20 protein-coding genes and 1 tRNA gene are annotated in these 18,854 nt (G+C 70.7%); 16 read left to right on the top strand and 5 right to left on the bottom strand.

What is annotated here, in order from left to right:
* Window positions 1-855: 855 nt before the first annotated feature.
* Window positions 856-957 carry a potassium-transporting ATPase subunit F gene (locus tag HJG45_RS05120; RefSeq protein WP_171611004.1) on the top strand — a complete coding sequence of 34 codons (102 nt, stop codon included), beginning with the start codon at window positions 856-858 and terminating at the stop codon, window positions 955-957.
* A gap of 3 nt (window positions 958-960) precedes the next feature.
* The gene (locus HJG45_RS28345) at window positions 961-1,407 is read left to right on the top strand and encodes a potassium-transporting ATPase subunit KdpA (protein WP_217362825.1); all 447 of its coding nucleotides are present in this window, start codon (window positions 961-963) and stop codon (window positions 1,405-1,407) included.
* Window positions 1,408-1,453: 46 nt separating this feature from the next.
* Here HJG45_RS28345 and HJG45_RS05130 read toward each other — a convergent pair.
* Window positions 1,454-1,529: transfer RNA gene (locus HJG45_RS05130), tRNA-Glu, on the bottom strand.
* A gap of 80 nt (window positions 1,530-1,609) precedes the next feature.
* Window positions 1,610-1,885: a DUF6476 family protein gene (locus HJG45_RS05135; RefSeq protein WP_368040514.1), complete on the bottom strand. Its 276-nt coding sequence runs from the start codon at window positions 1,883-1,885 to the stop codon at window positions 1,610-1,612.
* Here HJG45_RS05135 and HJG45_RS05140 point away from each other — a divergent pair.
* From HJG45_RS05140 to HJG45_RS05185, 10 genes are all read left to right on the top strand, one after another.
* Window positions 1,872-2,882 (top strand): RluA family pseudouridine synthase, encoded by a 1,011-nt coding sequence (locus HJG45_RS05140; protein ID WP_254452284.1) that lies wholly within the window; start codon window positions 1,872-1,874, stop codon window positions 2,880-2,882. The genes HJG45_RS05135 and HJG45_RS05140 overlap by 14 nt on opposite strands.
* Window positions 2,883-3,115: 233 nt before the next feature.
* Window positions 3,116-3,997, top strand: coding sequence for an RNA polymerase sigma factor RpoH (gene rpoH, locus HJG45_RS05145; protein ID WP_171611006.1), 882 nt, complete (start codon window positions 3,116-3,118; stop codon window positions 3,995-3,997).
* A 185-nt stretch (window positions 3,998-4,182) separates the two neighbouring features.
* Window positions 4,183-5,010, top strand: a complete 828-nt coding sequence (locus HJG45_RS05150; protein WP_171611007.1) for an ABC transporter permease — start codon at window positions 4,183-4,185, stop codon at window positions 5,008-5,010.
* Window positions 5,010-5,777, top strand: a complete 768-nt coding sequence (locus HJG45_RS05155; protein ID WP_171611008.1) for an ABC transporter permease — start codon at window positions 5,010-5,012, stop codon at window positions 5,775-5,777. The genes HJG45_RS05150 and HJG45_RS05155 overlap by 1 nt, the downstream gene beginning before the upstream one ends.
* Before the next feature lie 26 nt (window positions 5,778-5,803).
* Window positions 5,804-6,109: a hypothetical protein gene (locus HJG45_RS05160; RefSeq protein ID WP_171611009.1), complete on the top strand. Its 306-nt coding sequence runs from the start codon at window positions 5,804-5,806 to the stop codon at window positions 6,107-6,109.
* Window positions 6,110-6,820, top strand: coding sequence for an ABC transporter substrate-binding protein (locus HJG45_RS28350; RefSeq protein WP_171611010.1), 711 nt, complete (start codon window positions 6,110-6,112; stop codon window positions 6,818-6,820).
* A complete protein-coding gene (locus HJG45_RS05170; protein ID WP_171611011.1) occupies window positions 6,817-7,605 on the top strand; it encodes an ATP-binding cassette domain-containing protein in 789 nt (262 codons plus the stop codon). The genes HJG45_RS28350 and HJG45_RS05170 overlap by 4 nt, the downstream gene beginning before the upstream one ends.
* A 205-nt stretch (window positions 7,606-7,810) precedes the next feature.
* Window positions 7,811-8,407: a glutathione S-transferase C-terminal domain-containing protein gene (locus HJG45_RS05175; RefSeq protein ID WP_171611012.1), complete on the top strand. Its 597-nt coding sequence runs from the start codon at window positions 7,811-7,813 to the stop codon at window positions 8,405-8,407.
* Window positions 8,408-8,534: 127 nt separating this feature from the next.
* Window positions 8,535-9,044, top strand: coding sequence for a VOC family protein (locus tag HJG45_RS05180; protein ID WP_171611013.1), 510 nt, complete (start codon window positions 8,535-8,537; stop codon window positions 9,042-9,044).
* A gap of 87 nt (window positions 9,045-9,131) precedes the next feature.
* The gene (locus tag HJG45_RS05185; protein WP_171611014.1) at window positions 9,132-10,742 is read left to right on the top strand and encodes a peptide chain release factor 3; all 1,611 of its coding nucleotides are present in this window, start codon (window positions 9,132-9,134) and stop codon (window positions 10,740-10,742) included.
* A gap of 51 nt (window positions 10,743-10,793) precedes the next feature.
* On the opposite strand, the gene HJG45_RS05190 is transcribed toward HJG45_RS05185, so the two are convergent.
* Complete coding sequence (locus tag HJG45_RS05190; RefSeq protein WP_171611015.1) at window positions 10,794-11,234, bottom strand: DoxX family protein; 441 nt, start codon at window positions 11,232-11,234, stop codon at window positions 10,794-10,796.
* A 215-nt stretch (window positions 11,235-11,449) separates the two neighbouring features.
* Here HJG45_RS05190 and HJG45_RS05195 point away from each other — a divergent pair, with 215 nt between their 5' ends.
* Window positions 11,450-12,502 carry a hypothetical protein gene (locus tag HJG45_RS05195; RefSeq protein ID WP_171611016.1) on the top strand — a complete coding sequence of 351 codons (1,053 nt, stop codon included), beginning with the start codon at window positions 11,450-11,452 and terminating at the stop codon, window positions 12,500-12,502.
* Window positions 12,503-12,816: 314 nt separating this feature from the next.
* On the opposite strand, the gene HJG45_RS05200 is transcribed toward HJG45_RS05195, so the two are convergent.
* Both HJG45_RS05200 and HJG45_RS05205 read right to left on the bottom strand, forming a co-directional pair.
* Entirely contained in the window at window positions 12,817-14,106 is a 1,290-nt protein-coding gene (locus tag HJG45_RS05200; protein WP_171611017.1) for an adenylosuccinate synthase, read from the bottom strand.
* Between the two features lie 4 nt (window positions 14,107-14,110).
* Window positions 14,111-15,391, bottom strand: coding sequence for an ATP phosphoribosyltransferase regulatory subunit (locus HJG45_RS05205; RefSeq protein WP_171611018.1), 1,281 nt, complete (start codon window positions 15,389-15,391; stop codon window positions 14,111-14,113).
* A gap of 121 nt (window positions 15,392-15,512) precedes the next feature.
* Between HJG45_RS05205 and HJG45_RS05210 the strand changes: the two genes are divergently transcribed.
* From HJG45_RS05210 to HJG45_RS29160, 3 genes are all read left to right on the top strand, one after another.
* Window positions 15,513-16,316, top strand: coding sequence for an alpha/beta fold hydrolase (locus tag HJG45_RS05210; protein ID WP_171611019.1), 804 nt, complete (start codon window positions 15,513-15,515; stop codon window positions 16,314-16,316).
* A 186-nt stretch (window positions 16,317-16,502) separates the two neighbouring features.
* Window positions 16,503-18,566, top strand: a complete 2,064-nt coding sequence (locus tag HJG45_RS05215) for a carbon starvation CstA family protein (protein WP_171611020.1) — start codon at window positions 16,503-16,505, stop codon at window positions 18,564-18,566.
* Window positions 18,563-18,829, top strand: coding sequence for a YbdD/YjiX family protein (locus HJG45_RS29160; protein ID WP_171611021.1), 267 nt, complete (start codon window positions 18,563-18,565; stop codon window positions 18,827-18,829). The genes HJG45_RS05215 and HJG45_RS29160 overlap by 4 nt, the downstream gene beginning before the upstream one ends.
* Window positions 18,830-18,854 lie beyond the last annotated feature (25 nt).

Raw genomic sequence — 18,854 nt, forward strand, 5'->3', positions numbered from 1 at the left:
AACGGGTCGCTGCGGGAGGGTTCGGCCGGGATGGTCCTGGACACCGATCTGCCGTTGACGCGAGGGGCAGATGGCGCAGGCGAGAAATGTCTGTCCATGGTCTCACCCCAGGATGTTATGGGAACGATAATTTTATGAAAAACTTGGTCACAACCCTGGCGTCATGTCTCGAAGGACAAGACCCGCATCCAATCTCGGCAAATGAGATGGCCGAGACGAGTGGGCAGCATTTGGCGGCAATAACGTGAAGTACGGGGCACGAGGTCGCGTATTTCGATCATCGTCCGACCCTAGACATCTCATTAATCGTATTATTCTGACTTCGTAGAGGTGTCCACCGAGGCAACACTCACAAATGTGATATATTCTTGCTGATATGAACCATACTTATATCGTATTTATTGTGGATTGCTGCGCCCGCCGGCAGCTCTACGGCGAGTTGCCACATTTAATCTTATACGGGATAAAGAATAGATATTCTTCTATCTATAGTTGGCAGCGTCTATCGTGCCGAGGCCGGCCGCGTCCCGGGCGCAATCGCCGACACCCCGGACGACCCTGCCTCCGACCGCAACTCGCCAACGCAGCGCGCTTCAGGGCCCGTCGCCGATGAAGAGCCAGTGCAGGAAGCGGCCGATGATCTTCAGGATCTCCCAGAACTCCCTGGGACTCACACCGGCCTCCTCTCCCGCGGTGTCGGCGGCACGGCCGCGGCCCCCCGGGGCGCGATGCGCCCGATCGCCGCTGCATGGCGCAGATCGACCGCCTACCAAGCCGCGGCGCAGGTCTGGGCACCCGCCCCGCCGCGGGCGGCCGATCTTATGCCGCCTTTATGCCCCGCCCCCCGCATCGCCAATGGCGCCTTCACGCGGCGGGCTCCTACGGATCGGCGGCGGCGTCGCTGCGGCGCTGCTCCTCTACCTCCTGTGGGCGCTGCTGCGCCCCGAGGATCTCTGATCCATGACGCTTCTCGGCTGGGCGCAGATCGCGCTCGTCCTCGCCGCGGTCGTCTCCGCCGCCATCCCGCTTGGGCAGCATGTCGCGCGGGTGGCGCAGAGCGGGCGCACCATCCTCCACCCGATCCTCGGCCCGATCGAGCGCAGCCTCCACGCCCTCGCAGGCATCGACCCGTCCCGCGGCCAGGGCTGGCAGGCCTATACCCTCGCCATGCTGGCCTTCAACGCCGCCGGCTTCGCCGGCGCGGCAGGCGGAGGACGGTCGCCGGCGAATGCCCGAGGCGCTCGGCCATCACGGCAGCCCAGAGCGTCAGGACGGGCGCGGTTGACCTTGTCTGGGGCGAGGAGGTCATCCTGTGACAAAAACGCCAAGCAGGCTGCGGTTTGCTGCGCCCGACTGTGCCGAGCGGTCCGCAAGCGTCTCAAAGGGTGTTGGTGGGTGAGATGGTGAGCGGATCGCCCAGGCTCGGGAAAAGCCTCGATGCCATCACGAAGGATGGCGTCCCATAGGGGATTCGAACCCCTGTTGCCGCCGTGAGAGGGCGGTGTCCTAGGCCTCTAGACGAATGGGACGTGGAGGCGTCGTGGCGGGGCTTCTAGGGCCGGGGCGCAGGGGGGTCAAGCACCCATCCGCCATCACCCGTCCCGACCACTCAGTGGCCGGGGCGGATCTCGCCGATCACCCGGCCGCGCTTCGGATCGACCACCACCACCCGTTCGCCATCCGGCCGCGCCAGCAGCAGGCCGATGCCGCCCTCGCTGGCGGCAAGGCCGGTGATGCGGGTGCCCTCCGGCTGACCGAGAGCCACCTCCCACCGCCCACTGCTCGCCGCCCCACCAACCCGCTGGACGAGCAGCAAGGCCAGGGTCACCGTGCCGGCGACGATCAACACCCCCATGACGACGACCAGGACCTTGAGCGCACGCACCAACCATCCCCCCGAATCCGATCCAGGCGGCGAGACCGTCACCCTGACCGCTGCGCCCGCGCAGGCCGGCCTCCGCGCCGACCGCTTCCTGGCGGAGGCGATAGGCTCGCTCTCCCGCTCGCGCGTCAAGGCGCTGATCGCCGCCGGCGCCGCCAGCCGCGACGGCCAGCCGCTGCGCGACGCGGCGGAAGCGGTACGCGCCGGCAGCCGCTACGCCCTGACCATCCCGGCCGCCGTGCCCGCCCTGCCGCAGCCGCAGGCCATGCCGCTCGACATCCTGTTCGAGGATGCGCATCTCATCGTGCTCGACAAGCCGGCCGGGCTGGTGGTGCATCCGGCCCCGGGCAACCAGGACGGTACGCTGGTCAACGCCCTGCTGGCGCATGCCGGGGAGGAGCTGCCGGGGATCGGCGGCGAGAAGCGGCCGGGCATCGTCCATCGCCTGGACAAGGACACCTCCGGGGTCATGGTCGTGGCCAAGACCGAGCTGGCGCATCGCGCCCTCTCCGCCGCCTTCGCCGAACGCGACCTGGACCGGGAATACATCGCCCTCGCCTGGGGCCTGCCCAGCCCGCCGAGCGGCGATATCGAGGGGGCTATCGGCCGCCACCCGACGGACCGCAAGCGCATGGCTGTCGTGTCACGCGGCGGCAAGCCCGCCCTTACGCATTACGCCACCGACCGCGCCTGGGGCACGGCCTGCGCCCTGCTGCGCTGCCGGCTGGCAACCGGGCGGACGCATCAGATCCGGGTGCATCTGGCCGAATCGGGGCATCCACTGGTCGGCGACCCGGTCTATCTGCGCCGGACCCCGGCCGCGGCGCGAAGCCTGCCGGAGCCGGTGCGGCAGGCCTTGCTGGCCTTTCCGCGCCAGGCGCTGCACGCGGCGACGCTCGGCTTCCGCCACCCGGTCACCGGGGCCGCGCTGAGCTTTACCGTGCCGCCGCCCCCGGATATCGTTTCGATTCTCACATTGCTGTCTGGTAACTCAGAGTAACCGACTCAGAAACTCGGTTTTTCTGGACAGGCAGCACCACAAGCGGTACAAACCACGCCGAGGCAGCGTCATCGGGTGCCGCACAGGCCGGACGAAGCGCCGATCTCGCCCCGTCGTGACCGGGGCAGGCGCGTCCGGTGGGCCCGCTTGACGTTCGAACTGCCAAGATCCGTCGTGGACAGGACACCGCCGTCACGGGGTCGTCCGCCACGCGCAGGAGGCAGATGATCCAAATGGCTTCCAGCTCGGTCATTCCTGTTGCCCCCGAGGGCAACCTCTCCCGCTACCTGCAGGAGATCCGCAAATTCCCCATGCTCTCGCCGGAGGAAGAGCTCGCGCTCGCCCGGCGGTGGCGCGACGATGGCGACGAGCGTGCCGCGCACAAGCTCGTGACCAGCCATCTCCGGCTCGTGGCCAAGATCGCCATGGGCTATCGCGGCTATGGCCTGCCGGTCGGCGAGCTCATCTCCGAAGGCAATGTCGGCATGATGCAGGCGGTGAAGCGGTTCGATCCGGACCGCGGCTTCCGCCTGGCCACCTATGCCATGTGGTGGATCCGTGCCGCCATCCAGGAATACATCCTCCACAGCTGGTCGCTGGTGAAGATGGGAACGACGGCGGCGCAGAAAAAGCTCTTTTTCAATCTCAGGCGCTTGAAGGGGCAGATGGCGGCCCTGGAAGACGGGGATTTGAAGCCGGAGCAGGTGGAGAAGATCGCCCGCGTCCTGCAGGTGCCGGAGCAGGACGTCGTCTCCATGAACCGCCGCCTGGCCTCGCCCGACCACTCGCTGAACGCGCCGGTCCGCGCCGATAGCGAGGGCGAGTGGCAGGACTGGCTGGTCGATGACCAGGAGACGCAGGAGAGCGAGCTTTCCGAACGGGAGGACCTCTCCAACCGCCGCATGCTGCTCGGCGAGGCGTTGAAGACGCTGAACGAGCGGGAGCGGCACATCCTGATCGAGCGCCGCCTGAAGGATGAGCCGACGACGCTCGAGGAACTCTCGCAGCAGTACAACATCAGCCGCGAGCGCGTGCGCCAGATCGAGGTGCGCGCCTTCGAGAAGCTGCAGAAGAGCATGAAAACCCAGATCGTCGAGCGCAGGCTCGCGGTCTGATCGTCCCCGCGAGGCCGCCGCGCATCGTCGCGGTGGCCCCGCCTGAGCGGCGACGCCTGTGATGCACGGCCCGGCGGACACCCCGCCGGGCTTCTTTTTCTTCGTCGCGCCGCTGTCCGGCGCGGGGCCGGGCGACGCCATGGCATGGGCGTTGCTACCATTGACGCCCGCTGCCGAGCCGAAGCATGCCCGATCTGCCCCTGTCCCTGCCAAGCCTGGCGCCCGCCGCACCCCGGCGGCCGCGCCGCCACCTGCCCCTGCCTGCCTATGGCATCGGCGCCGTGGCGGCGATGCTGATCGCCTGGTGGGCGGTCTCGGGCGGCCGGCTGGTCCCGGCCGAGCTGCTCCCCTCCCCCCTCCAGGTCTGGGACGCCCTGCGCGAGGTGCTGCGGGAGGGCTATCGCGGCACGACCTTGGCCGAGAACGTACTCTCCACCCTGGGTCGGCTCGGCGGCGGCTTCGGCCTCGCCGCGCTGACCGGCGTGCCGCTCGGCCTCTGGATGGGCCGCAACCGCATCGCCGGCGCCGCGATCGACTGGATCATCCAGTTCCTGCGGCCGCTGCCGCCACTCTCCTACATGATCCTGCTGATCCTCTGGCTCGGCACTGGCGACGCCTCGAAGACGGCGCTGCTCTTCCTCACCGCCTTCCCGATCATCGTCGCCGCCAGCGCCGCCGGCCTGCGCGGCGTCAAGCGGCAGCGGATCCAGGCGGCCGAGGCGCTCGGCGCCTCGCCCAGCCAGGTCTTCCGCCATGTCGTGCTGCCCTCGGCGGCGCCGATGATCTTCACCGGCCTGCAGATCGCGCTCGCCGCCGCCTTCTCCACCGTGGTCTCGGCCGAGCTCATGGCGGCCAGCGACGGGCTCGGCTGGATGGTGATCTCGGCCAGCCATTTCCTGCGCAACGACATCATCATCCTCTGCATCCTGCTGCTCGGCCTGCTCGGCATCGCCCTCGCCTGGGCGCTGCGCGCGCTCGACCGGCATCTGGTGCACTGGCGGGGCCGCGACTGATGCGCAGCATCCCCAACTGGGCGGTCACCGGCCTCTCCATCCTCCTCGTTCTCTCGGCCTGGGTCGCGGTGACGCAGCTCGGCCTGGTGCGCGACCTCTTCCTGCCTGGCCCGCGCGACCTCTGGCTCGGCCTGCAGGAGCTGCTGGACGAGGGCTATAAGGGCCGCACCCTGCCCGAGCATCTGGGCATGAGCCTGCTGCGCGTCGGCGCCGGCTTCGTCACCGGCGCCCTGGCCGGCACCGCGCTCGGCCTCGCCATGGGCGTCTCGCGCCGGCTGGACGCCATGGCGGCGCCCTTCGTCGAATTCCTCCGCCCGCTGCCGCAGCTCGCCTATCTCGTGCTGCTCATCGTCTGGCTGGGCATCGGCGAGACGAGCAAGATCACCATGCTCTTCCTCGCCGCCCTGCCGGTCGCGGCCGTCGCGGCGCGCGACGGCGTGCGCAACATCCCGCCCGAGCGGCTGCGCATGGCCGAGGCTCTCGGCGCCTCGCCCTGGCAGGTCTTCCGGCATGTGGTGGCGCCCTCGGCCCTGCCGGAGATCCTCACCGGCGCCCGCCTCGCCCTCGGCATCGTCTATGCCACGCTGATCGCCGCCGAGATCATCGCCGGATCGAGCGGCATCGGCTGGATGATCCTCGATGCCGGCCGCTTCCTGCGCTCCGACTACGCCTTCGTCGGCATCCTGGTCATCGGCCTGACCGGGATCGCCATCGACCGCCTGCTGCTCTGGCTGGAGCGGCGCATCGTCCACTGGGCCGGCCGCTGACCCCCCGCGCATAAGGAGCTCTCCGCATGACCGCCCCCTCCCTCACCCGCCGCGCGGCGCTTGCCGCCGCCACCGCCGCCCTGGCGCTGCCGCGCCTCGGCCGCGCCGCCCCGGCCAAGGTGAATGTCGACTTCTTCACCGAGGCCAAGCCGACCATGATCGCCAAGGGCCAGGGCTGGTTCGCCGCGGGCGTCGGCGCCCCCATCACCTGGACCGAATACGGCAGCGGCGCCGAGATCAACACCGCCATGGTCGGCGGCTCCTGCGATATCGGCCTCGCCACCGGCTCGGTCGCCACCGCCGCCGGCATCGCCCAGGGCCTGCCCTTCTAGGTGATCGGCCTGGTCGACAATATCGGCCCGGCCGAGGAGATGACGGTGCGCAACGCCGCCAACATCCGCAGCCCGGCCGATTTCAAGGGCAAGACGGTGGCGACGCCCTTCGGCTCCACCAGCCACTACCGCCTGCTCGGCTTCCTCAAGACCAACGGCCTGTCGCAGCGCGAGGTCCGGGTGCTCGACATGAAGCCGGCCGCCATCCAGGCCGCCTGGGCGAAGGGCGAGATCGATGCCGCCTATGTCTGGGCCCCGGCCAAGAGCAAGATCATCGAGGCCGGCGGCACGGCCTTCGTCACCTGGGACAAGCTGGACAAGGCGGGCTACGCCATCGCCGACACCATCGTCGTGCACAACGACTTCGCCAAGGCGCATCCGGCCTCGGTGGTTGGCTTCCTCAAGGCTTATGGCAAGGCGCTCGGCCTGTGGCGCAGCAACCCGGAGGAGGCGGCGAGGCTGGTGGCGCAGCAGGCCGGCGTTTCGCCCGAGACCGCCATGGCGGAGATGAAGGCCTATGATTTCGTCGATCTCTCCGCCCAGACGGGCGAGGCTTGGCTTGGCACGCCCGGCAAGCCTGGCAAATTCGCCGAGGTGCTGAAGGGGACCGCCGACTTCCTGGTGGAGCAGCGCTCGCTCCGCTCGGCGCCGCCGGTCGGGACCTTCGGCAAGGCGCTGAACACGCAGTTCCTGCAACAGGCGACTGCGTGACGCGGCCGGGCTTCGTCCGCTTCGACGGGGTCTCCGTCCGCTACGGCGAGGGCGCGGGCGCCGTGCTCGCGCTGGAGCGGGCGGACCTCGCCTTCGCGCAGGGCGACTTCGTCTGCATCGTCGGCCCCTCGGGCTGCGGCAAGACGACGATGATGCAGACCCTGTCCGGCTTCCTGCGCCCGACCGGCGGCACGGTGAGCCTCGACGGCCGCCCCGTCGAGGGTCCGGCGCCGGAACGCGGCGTGGTCTTCCAGCAGCCAACCCTCTTCCCCTGGATGACGGTCGCGGCCAATGCCGGCTTCGGCCCCCGCATACGCGGCGAGAACCCGGCCCAGGCGAAGGAACGGGTGGAATACTGGCTGCGCACCACCGGTCTCTGGGAGTTCCGCGACCGCTACCCCTACGAGCTCTCGGGCGGCATGCAGCAGCGCCTCGCCATCGCCCGGGCGCTCTGCAACGAACCGAAGGTGCTGCTGATGGACGAGCCCTTCGGCGCGCTCGACGCCCTGACCCGCAAGCATATGCAGGAGGAGCTGCACGCCGTCTGGCGGCGCACCGGCATGACAGTGGTCTTCATCACCCATTCGGTCGAGGAGGCGGTCTATCTCGGCACCGAGGTGGTGGTGATGTCGCCGCGCCCCGGGCGCATCGTCGAGCGCATCCCGCTGCCCTTCGCGCGCGAGGCGGCCGAGCAGGACATCCGTCAGGTCAAGAGCGGCGCCGACTTCATCGCGGCGCGCGAACGCGTGCTCTCGCTCATCTGGGGCATGCAGCACGACGCGTGATGTCCAACAGTCCCCTCAAGCGCTGGGCGGCTTGCTCCGCAGACCTGGGCTACGCGGCGTCGCGCCGTGAGGCGCGCCTTACGGCGTGACGCGCGGCGCCCGGTCGGGCGCTCGGCATGAATGGATCATTCATGCCGTGGGTAGGGCGGCGCGGCTTGCCGCTGCCGTCCGGCCGGGCGAAGGTCGCGGCGGAGGACCTGCCCCGATGAAGCTCGCCTACTCGCCCAACAGCCCCTATGTCCGCAAGGCGCTCGCCTGCGCCATCCTGCGGGGCATCGATAGCCGCATCGAACTCTGGACGGTGCCGACCACCGACCCGGCCCTTGCCGCGGTGAACCCGCTCTCCAAGGTCCCGTCCCTGCTCACCGGTGACGGCATGGCCCTCTACGACAGCCCGGTGATCTGCGAGTATTTCGACAGCGTCGGCGATGCGGCGCCGCTCATCCCGGCGCCCGGTCCGGCGCGCTGGACCGCGCTGCGGCAGGAGGCGCTGGCCGACGGCATCCTGGACGCCACCCAGCCGCGGCGCCGTGAGCTGACGCTGCCGCAGGATGACGGCCGGCGCGACTACATCAGGCAGCAGCAGGGCAAGGTGGCCCGCGCCCTCGACGCGCTCGAGGCGGAGGCCGGCAGCCTCGGCGCGCTGACGACGATCGGCGAGGTCAGCATCGCCTGCGCCCTCGGCTATCTCGACTTCCGCTACCCGAACGAGCCCTGGCGGCCGGGCCATCCGGCGCTGGAGGCCTGGTATGCGAAGGTCGCGGCGCTGCCCGCCATGGCCCGGACCGTGCCGCCCGGCTGAGCCGCGGGGCGCACCGAGACTCAGCCGGGCCGGTGCCATGGCCGGCGCCCATGGCGGTCATTCGCCGCTCGGATTGGCGCTCCGGCGAGGCGGGGCCCATCCTCCGGTCATGCCGCGGAGCTGCCCCATGCCCGACACCCCGTCCCCGCCGGCCCCCGCCGCCATCCATCCGGAGGCGCGGATCGGCCATGTCCATCTGAAGGTCGCCGATCTCGACCGCGCCCTCGGCTTCTGGCGGGACGTGATCGGCCTCGAGGTGCAAGAGATCCGGGCCGGCCAGGTCGCCTTCCTCTCCGCCGGCGGCTATCACCACCACATCGCCCTCAACACCTGGGAGAGCGCCGGCGGCCCGCCGGCGCCGCGGGGCAGCACCGGCCTCTACCACGTCGCCCTGCTCTACCCCGATCGGCGGGCGCTGGCCGAGGCGCTGCTGCGGGTGCTGCAGGCCAGCATCCCGCTCGAGGGCGCCTCCGACCACGGCGTTTCGGAGGCGATCTACCTGCGCGATCCGGATGGCAACGGGGTCGAACTCTATCGCGACCGGCCGCGCATCGAATGGCCCCGCGACGGCGAGGGCAGGTTACACATGACCAATCGCCGCTTCGACTTGCAGGCGCTGCTGGCGGAGCTGCGATAGGCGGCCTCGTCCCCCTTCCGCTGGCCTTTCCCACTGGGGGCGCCTACATCAGCGGCGACCGATCCCACAGTTCCAGAGACATCGCCCGTGGACGCCCTCGTCGCCCAGACGCCGGTCGCCGCCGAAGCGGCCCGGCGCCGGACCTTCGCCATCATCGCCCATCCGGATGCCGGCAAGACCACCCTGACCGAGAAGCTGCTGCTGAAGGGGGGCGCCATCCAGCTCGCCGGCGCCGTCCGCGCCAAGGGCAATGCCCGCCGGACCCGGTCGGACTGGATGAAGATCGAGCAGGACCGCGGCATCTCGGTCGCCACCTCGGTCATGACCTTCGAGCGCGGCGGCCTGGTCTTCAACCTGCTGGACACGCCGGGCCATGAGGACTTCTCCGAGGACACCTACCGCACCCTGACGGCGGTGGACGCGGCCGTCATGGTGCTCGACGCCGCCAAGGGCATCGAGAGCCAGACCCGCAAGCTCTTCGAGGTCTGCCGGCTGCGCGACATCCCGATCATCACCTTCGTCAACAAGATGGACCGGGAGGCGCGCGACCCCTTCGAGCTGATCGACGAGATCGAGAAGACCCTGGCGCTGGACGCCGCCCCTGTCGCCTGGCCGGTCGGCCGCGCGGCGCAGTTCGCCGGCACCTGGGACCTGCTGGAGCGGCGCTTCCTGCCGGTCGATGCCGATGACGGCGCCGCCATCCGGCTCGGCGGCCTCGATGACCCGCAACTGGAGGCGCTGGTCGGCGCCGAACGCGCCGCGGCGCTGCGCGAGGAGGCGGAGCTGGCCGAGGCGGGCCTCAACGCCTTCGACCTCGACGCCTTCCGCGAGGGTCACCTGACCCCGGTCTTCTTCGGCTCGGCCCTGCGGGACTTCGGCGTCGGCCACCTGCTCGACGGGCTGGCGCGCTACGCCCCGCCGCCCGGCCCGCGCGCTGGCGACCCGCGCGAGGTGCAGCCGGGCGAGGACAAGCTGACCGGCTTCGTCTTCAAGGTGCAGGCGAACATGGATCCGAACCACCGGGACCGGGTCGCCTTCGTCCGGCTCTGCTCCGGCAAGCTGACCAAGGGGATGCGGCTGAAGCAGGTGCGCACCGGCAAGCAGGTGCCGGTGAACGCGCCGCTCTTCTTCTTCGCCAAGGACCGGCAGGTGGCCGAGGAGGCCTGGCCGGGCGATGTGGTCGGCGTCGCCAACCACGGCACGCTGCGCATCGGCGACACGCTGACCGAGGGCGAGGAGCTGAATTTCCGCGGCGTGCCGAGCTTCGCGCCGGAGATCCTGCGGCATGTCCAGCTCGAGGACCCGATGCTGGCGAAGAAGCTGAAGACCGCCCTCGACCAGCTCGCCGAGGAGGGGGTGGTGCAGCTCTTCCGCCCGCTCGACGGCTCGCTGCCGGTGGTCGGGGTGGTCGGGCAGCTGCAGCTCGACGTGCTGCAATCCCGGCTGAAGGTGGAATACGGCGTCCCGGCGCGCTTCCAGGACACGATGTGGTCGATGATGCGCTGGGTGACGGGGGAGAAGGCCGCGCTGGAGCGCTTCGCCGAGGCCAGCCGCCGCGATGCCGGCGAGGACCATGACGGCGAGCTGGTCGCCTTCTTCGGCTCCGACTGGCGGCGCAAGCGGGCGGAGGAGGAATGGCCCGCGCTGCGCTTCCACGCAGTGCGCGAGCAGCACGGGCTGGTGGCCGCGAAGCGGTAGCGGCCGGCCACCAGGGGCGCAGACCCGCCTGCTGCGGCAAGCAGGCCGGGTTCAGCGGCGCAGCGAGGCGACGTCCTTCGGCAGCGGGCCCGGCTCCGGCTCGGCGCCGCGAGCGATGTCGATCGCCCAGGCCCCGGGGCCGGCGGCGACGAAGTAGAGGAAGATGAAGCAGTACAGGATCGCCGCATCGCCGCCGTTCAGCACGGGGTAGAAGCTGCGCGGCGCATGCGCCATCCAGTAGGCGAAGGCCATCTGGCCGGCCAGCACGAAGGCCACCTGCCGGGTGAAGAGCCCGATGACCAGCAGCGCCCCGCCGACCAGTTCGAGCACCGCGGCGAACCAGAGCAGGCTGAAGGTGCCCGGAAGGGCGCCACCCATGGGCGGCCCCGGAAATCCGAAGAGCTTCTGCGTCCCATGCTCGATGAAGAGCAGCGCAGCGACGATTCGCAGCACCGCGCGCATGCGCGGCGCCATCACGGCCATGTCCCACATGCAGGCAAGTCTATCAGCCCTGCCCCCGTCGCAGGGATCACGGGATCGGCAGCGGCAGGGCCCGACGGTCTGCGGCCCGGAACCCCGCGCTGCCGACCGGTGTTCTCCCCGCTCAAGGCTCTATCACCACAGGGACCGTCCCCGCCTCGCCTGCCCTCGCCCTGCCGGCTGGGCAAGGCTTCCGCAGGGGGCAGGACGCCCAGGAGACACCGAGGATGACGCCCACCACCGACGCGCTGCTCGCGCAGCTGTCGCTTGATGCCTATTCCGATGCGCCGATGGAATTGCCACCGGGCTTCACCGCCCTCGACCCCTCCAATTTCAACATGACGCTCGCCCCTGGCGAGACCTTCTCCGAAGGCATCTTCCATAGCGGCAATGCCGCGGCGACGCTCAGCGTCGGCTGGGTGGAGGAGCTGCCGGCGATCGTCGTCGCCTTCCGCGGCAGCGACGACACGGCGGACAGCCTGCAGGACCTGAACGGCATCAACGACGCCTATCCGGCCTTCTCCTCGCTCATCGCGGCGGTCGACAACGCCTCCGCGGCCTGGGGCGCCCCGGTCATCGTCACCGGTCACAGCCTCGGCGGTGCCATGGCGCAGCTCTACATGGAAGACCATCCGAATGTGGCAGGCGAGCCCGGCCATGCCGCCGTGACCTTCGGCTCGCCCGGCGCCGTGCTGCCGGACGGCACGGATGTGCGGATCACCAATTACGTCATCGCCGACGACCCGGCCGTTGTGCTCGGCGCGCATCGTGCGGAGATCGGCGAGGTGCTGCGGGCGAGCCCGGAACTGGCCGATCTCGCCGCCACGCAGATCGCGCAGGAGCTGCCCGGCATCACCAAGGAGCAGGCCCTCGCCTCCCTGCCCAGCCTCACCGTCAATTACGACAATCACGGCCAGATCGTCCTGCTGCCGACGGCTGATGGCGGGCTCGATCCGGAATCCGCCCTGGCCGGCCTGGCGAAGCTCGATGCCGACCGGCACGACATGGGCCTCTACCTCACCGGGCTGCCCGGCGCGACGGAGCCCGGCGGCTCGGTCATCCTGCCCGAGGCACCGGCCACCGACCCGACGCTGCATGCGCTGCAGGCGATCTATGACGGGTCCGGCTGGGATCCGGATGCCTCGCGAGAGGTCGCGCACGACCTGCTGCGCAGCTGGGCGGAGGATCGGCTCGGGACCTTGCCTTCCGAGGTGACGGATGCGATCGACAGGCTGCAATCCGGCCTCGACGATATCGGCCAGGACCTGCAGCTCGTTTGAGCGCCCTGCGCGCGGGCGGCCGTAATGCCGCCCGCGCCGGGCTCATGCCAGCGGCCGTTGATGTTGACACATCAACGGCCCCCTCGATCGCCGGGCGGGTTGCTCCGCAACCCTTCACCACGCAGCATCGCGCCGTGAGGCGTGCCTTGCGGCGCGACCGCTGGCGCCCAGTCGGGCGTTCGGCACGTACGAAGCCTTCACGCCGCTGGTGTTAGAGCGTGATCGCTTGAGGTGGACTTGCCGAACAGCGTGGATCACGCGATCAAACAACGGCCTGGACCATGATCCGCCGCCCTGTGTGAGCGGATCATGGTCTAGCCGGCGAAGGGGTCGCGCAGCGTGATGGTGTCGTCGCGGTCCGGGCTGGTCGAGAGCAGCACCACCGGCGCCTCCACCAGCTCCTCGATCCGGCGGACGTATTTCACCGCCGCTGCCGGCAGGTCGGCATAGCTGCGGGCGCCGCGCGTGCTGCCGCTCCAGCCCTCCAGCACCTCGTAGATCGGCTCCGCCGCCGCCTGGGCCGCCATGGCGAAGGGCAGGCGCCGCATCTCCTGGCCCTGCACGCGGTAGCCGGTGCAGATCTTCAGCTCCGGCATGCCGTCCAGCACGTCGAGCTTGGTGAGGGCGAGACCCTGGACGCCGCCGATCTTCACCGCCTGGCGCACCATGCAGGCATCGAACCAGCCGCAGCGCCGGCGGCGGCCGGTCACCGTGCCGAATTCATGGCCGCGATCGCCGAGCCCCTTGCCGATCTCGTCATGCAGCTCGGTCGGGAATGGACCGCTGCCGACGCGCGTCGAATAGGCCTTGGCGATGCCGAGCACCATGCCGACCGCATCCGGCCCGATGCCGGCGCCGGCTGCCGCATTCCCGGCCACCGTGTTGCTGCTGGTGACATAGGGGTAGGTGCCGTGGTCGACATCCAGCATCACCGCCTGCGCGCCCTCGAACAGCACGCGCTTGTTGGCGTGCCGCGCCTCGTCCAGCCGCTCCCACACCGCCTCGGCGAAGGGCAGGAGCTGCGGCGCCCAGGCGAGGAGCTGGTCGAGCAGCTCCTGCTTCTCGAATTCCGGCGCGCCGAGGCCGCGCAGCAGCGAGTTGTGGTGCAGCAGCAGCTCGTCGAGCTTCCGCGACAGCGTCTCCGGCTCGGCCAGGTCGCAGAGCCGGATGGAGCGGCGCCCCACCTTGTCCTCATAGGCCGGGCCGATGCCGCGCCCGGTGGTGCCGATCTTGTCGCCGCCGCGCGCCGCCTCGCGCGCCTTGTCGAGCGCCGGGTGCAGCGGCAGGATCAACGGCGTGTTCTCGGCGATGCGCAGGTTGTCGGGCGTGACCGTGAGGCCCTGCGCCCTGACCTTGGCGATCTCGTCCAGCAGCGCCTGCGGGTCCAGCACCACGCCGTTGCCGATGATGCCGATCTTGCCGCGCACCACGCCCGAGGGCAGCAGGGAGAGCTTATAGGTCTGCCCGCCGACCACCAGCGTATGGCCGGCATTGTGGCCGCCCTGGAAGCGCACGACGAGATCGGCGCGGCTGGCCAGCCAGTCCACCACCTTACCCTTGCCCTCGTCGCCCCATTGGGCGCCGATCACGGCGACATTGGCCATCGGCCTAGTCCTTTCGCTGCAATGATGGTGCGGGCCCGCTCCTCGTCGCGCCCGCCTCGCCCGATGCCTCGACCATGGCGGCATGCAGAGGCACGGCCTCGCCGTTCCGCAGGATATGGGTGCAGCGGAGCGCCCGCGGCGCATCGGCTGGCGACAGGGCGCGCACCGTGGCGAAGCCCTCGGCGCGCAGCGCGACGAGAGCCGGCTCGGGCGTGCCGGGCGGCGCGAAGACCCGCGGCCGCGGCGCCGGCGCCGGGGCGGCCCGCTGCACCGCATCCGGGTAGAGGCTCATGCCGGTCGCCGGCTCGTCGTTCAGCGAGCGGTAGCGGCCGCCGCGGCCGAGCTCCCCGGTCGCGCCCGGACCGAAGACGGTGAAGGCGACGCCGGTATGGTAGTGGAAGCCGCGGAACTCCATCGGGTCGAGGGTGATGCGTAGCGCCGAGTCACGGGCCCGGATGGCGGCGATCACCGCCGCAGCATTGTCGGCGATGGCCCGCGCCGCCGGCGGCAGCGCCACGGCGACGAGGGTGGCGAGCGCCGCATCCGCCGGCCCCGCCGCACGCAGCAGCTCCGGCAGCAGCGCGGCCAGGTCGACGGCGAGCGGCGTCGCCCGCTCGGCGATGGTCAGCACCGCCACCGGGTCCTTGCGGTCGATCCCCTGGCGCAGCGCCAGGATCATGGCGCGCGCCGGCTTCGGCCGCACCCCGCGCGCCTCCAGCGCCTCGACGGTGAGGCCGGCCGCCTCGAGCAGCACCCCGGCCATGGTCGGCAGGCTGATGTCGAGGGTGATGCCGGCGACCCCGGCGCGGGCGAGCGCCTCGGCGGCCACCACCGCGACCTCGGCATCCGCCTCGGCGGCCTCGCTGCCGATCAGCTCGACGCCGACCTGCGGCAATTGCCGCTCGGGGGCGATCTGGGTGCCGCGCACCCGCAGCACCTGCCCGGCATAGCAGAGGCGGAGCGGCCGGGCCTGCAGGCCGAGCCGGGTGGCGGCGATGCGGGCCACCTGCGGGGTGGTGTCGGCCCTGAGCCCCATCATGCGCTGGCTGACCGGGTCCATCAGCCGGAAGGTCTGCTCGGCCACCGCGGCGCCGGAGCCGGCCAGCAGGCTGTCCTCGAATTCCAGCAGCGGCGGCTTCACCCGCTCATAGCCATGCGCGCCGAAGGCGGCCATCAGCGTCTCGACGAGCAGGGCCTCCCGCTCCGCCTCGGGCGGCAGCAGGTCGATCAGCCCGGCCGGCAGCAGGCCGGTCGGCGGCAGGTCCTGGGAGGCGTCGTCGGTCATGACCGCCGCGGTGTGGCAGGGGGTGGCGGAGGACGCAAGACCTGCCCGGCCGCTCGGCGCCCGGCTTGGCGGGCCCGCCGGCCCGGCGCATGGTCCGGACCGAGGGCAAGGGAGGGCGAACATGCCTGAGATGACGGTGGATGGTTATCCGCTGAGCTATGCCGAGAGCGGCGCCGGCGATCCGCTGGTCCTGGTGCACGGCACGCTCGGCGACCAGCGCTACTGGGCGCCGCAGATGCCGACCCTCGGCCGGCACTACCATGTCATGGCGCTCTCCATGCGGCATTGCTGGCCCGGCCGCTGGGAGGCGGGCGGCGACTTCACCATCGACCGGCATGTCGCCGACCTGGCCGGCTTCATCGAGAGCCTCGGCGCCGGGCCGGTGCGGCTGGTCGGCCATTCCCGCGGCGGCCACATCGCCTTCCGCCTCGCCGAGCGGCATCCCGGCCTGGTCCGCGCCCTGGTCCTGGCCGAGCCGGGCGGCGAGCTGGATGAGAGCCTCGGCGGCAAGCCGGCGAGCGGCGCCCAGCGCGGCGCCTTCGCCGAGGGCGCGGCGCTGGTCGAGGCGGGCGATGTCGAGGCCGGGCTGCGCCGCATCGCCGAGCATACCGGCGGCCCCGGCGCCTGGGAGCGGCGGAGCGAGGCGCGCAAGGCGATCAACCGCGACAATGCCCACACCCTGCTCGGCCAGCGCGACGAGCGGCGACGCCCCTATTCCCGCGCCGCGGCCGAGGCGATCCGCGCCCCGACGCTGCTGGTGGTCGGGGCGCAGACCCTGCCGAATTTCGTCGCCAATGCCGATGCGCTGGAGCGGCACATCCGGGGTTGCGAGCGGGTCTCCATCCCGAATGCGGCGCATTCCATGAGCCAGGACAACCCCGCCGACTTCGACGCCGCGGTGCTTGCCTTCCTGGAAAGGCACTGAGGAAGCCGCGGGAAGCCGCTTCTGAGCCTTGATGCGCTGCAGCCTGCCGAGGCCAAGCCCCGGTAGGGCAACGGGCGGCGGCTCCGGCGAGCGCGCTGACATGCGAACCGCAGCGGGAGCGGCTGCAACCCCTGCGGCGCCGGAGCGCTTGCGCCAGCGCCGGGTCTGCGACGGGAGGCGCGTGACATGCAGGGAACCCTCGGACGGCATCTGCCCTGGGCCCTGGTCGGGCTGATAGGCGCCGGCGCCTTGGCGATGATCGCCACCGCCCGGGGCGAGCCGGTCGGCGCCATCTGGGTCCTTGCCGCCGCCGTGGCGACCTATGTCATCGCCTATCGCTACTACAGCCGCTTCATCGCCGACCGGGTAATGCAGCTCGACCCGAACCGGCCGACGCCGGCGGTGCGGCACAATGACGGGCTCGACTACGTGCCCACCAACCGGACCGTGCTCTTCGGCCACCATTTCGCCGCCATCGCCGGCGCCGGGCCGTTGGTCGGGCCGGTGCTGGCGGCGCAGATGGGCTATCTGCCCGGCATGCTCTGGATCCTCGTCGGCGTGGTGTTGGCCGGCGCGGTGCAGGACTTCATGGTGCTCTTCGTCTCCATGCGGCGCGATGGGCGCTCCCTCGGCGAGCTGATCCGCGCCGAGCTCGGGCCGGTGCCAGGGGTGATCGCCCTCTTCGGCACCTTCATGATCATGGTGATCATCCTCGCCGTGCTCTCGCTCATCGTGGTGAAGGCGCTGGCCGAGAGCCCTTGGGGCAGCTTCACCGTCGCCGCCACCATCCCCATCGCGCTGCTGATGGGCGTCTATCTCCGCTTCCTGCGGCCCGGCACCATCGGTGAGGTCTCGATCCTCGGCTTTGTGCTGCTGATGCTGGCGATCCTCGGCGGGCAATGGGTGGCCGAGGATCCGGCCTGGGCGGCGGCCTTCACCTTCACCGGCACGCAGCTCTGCTGGCTGCTGATCGGCTACGGCTTCGTCGCCTCCATCCTGCCCGTCTGGCTGCTGCTGGCGCCGCGGGACTACCTTTCCACCTTCCTCAAGATCGGCACCATCCTCGGCCTGGCCCTCGGCATCCTGGTGGTGCTGCCCGAGCTGCGCATGCCAGCGGTGACGCGCTTCGTCGATGGCAGCGGCCCGGTCTGGTCCGGCAGCCTCTTTCCCTTCCTGTTCATCACCATCGCCTGCGGCGCCGTCTCCGGCTTCCACGCGCTGATCTCCTCCGGCACCACGCCGAAGCTGATCGACAGCGAGGTGAATGCCCGGCCCATCGGCTATGGCGGCATGCTGATGGAGAGCTTCGTCGCCATCATGGCGCTGATCGCGGCGAGCGTCATCGAGCCCGGCGTCTACTTCACCATGAACAGCCCCGGCGCGGTGATCGGCACCACGGCCGAGAGCGCCTCGGCCGCCGTCACCGCCATGGGCTTCCCGATCACCCCGGCCGAGATCGCGCAGACCGCGCAGGATGTCGGCGAGACCAGCATCATCTCGCGGGCCGGCGGCGCGCCGACCCTCGCCGTCGGCATGGCGCATATCTTCCACCAGGTCATCGGCGGCAAGACGATGATGGCCTTCTGGTACCATTTCGCCATCCTGTTCGAGGCGCTGTTCATCCTCACCGCCGTCGATGCCGGCACCCGGGCCGGGCGCTTCATGCTGCAGGACCTGCTCGGCGTCTTCGTCCCCTCGATGAAGGACACGACGAGCTGGACCTCCGGCGTCATCGCCACCGCGCTCTGCGTCGGCGCCTGGGGCTTCTTCCTCTATCAGGGCGTGACCGACCCGCTGGGCGGGGTGAACACGCTCTGGCCGCTCTTCGGCATTTCCAACCAGATGCTCGCCGCCGTCGCGCTCACCCTCTGCACCGTCGTCATCTTCCGCATGAAGCGCGAGCGCCATGCCTGGGTGACGATCCTGCCGACCATCTGGCTGGTTGCCTGCACCCTCACCGCCGGGATGCAGAAGATCGTCTCCTCCGATCCGCGCGTCGGCTTCCTCGAGCATGCCGCGCGCTTCCAGGCGGCGCTGGACCAGGGGCAGCTTCTGGCGCCGGCGAAGACGCCGGAGCAGATGCGGCAGATCATCTTCAACGACCGCATCGACGCGGCGCTGGCCGCGCTCTTCGTCGCCGTCGTCCTCGCCATCCTGGTCTTCGGCATCCGTTCCTGCTTCGAGGCCTATCGGGCCCGCGGCTGGACCGCGCATGAGATCGGCGGGCCACGGCAGGTGGCGGCGGAATGAGCGCAGCCCCTTCCTCCGGATCCTCCCCTGGAGCCTCCCCCGGGCCCACCCCTGGGCCTGCCCCTGGGCCCTCGCCGCGCGCCTGGCTGCGCTGCCTCTGCGACACGGCGCGGCTGATGGTCGGCCAGCCGAATTACGAGGTCTATCTGGAGCATGCGCAGCGCCAGCATCCCGACCAGCCACCGATGACGCGGGCCGAGTTCTTCCGCAACCGCGAGGCGGCGCGCTTCGGCGGCACGACCCGCGGCTTCCGCTGCTGCTGAGCCGGGGGCACACTCCCTCCCCATA

It is taken from the genome of Roseicella sp. DB1501, assembly GCF_013112485.1.
GTDB lineage: Bacteria > Pseudomonadota > Alphaproteobacteria > Acetobacterales > Acetobacteraceae > Paracraurococcus.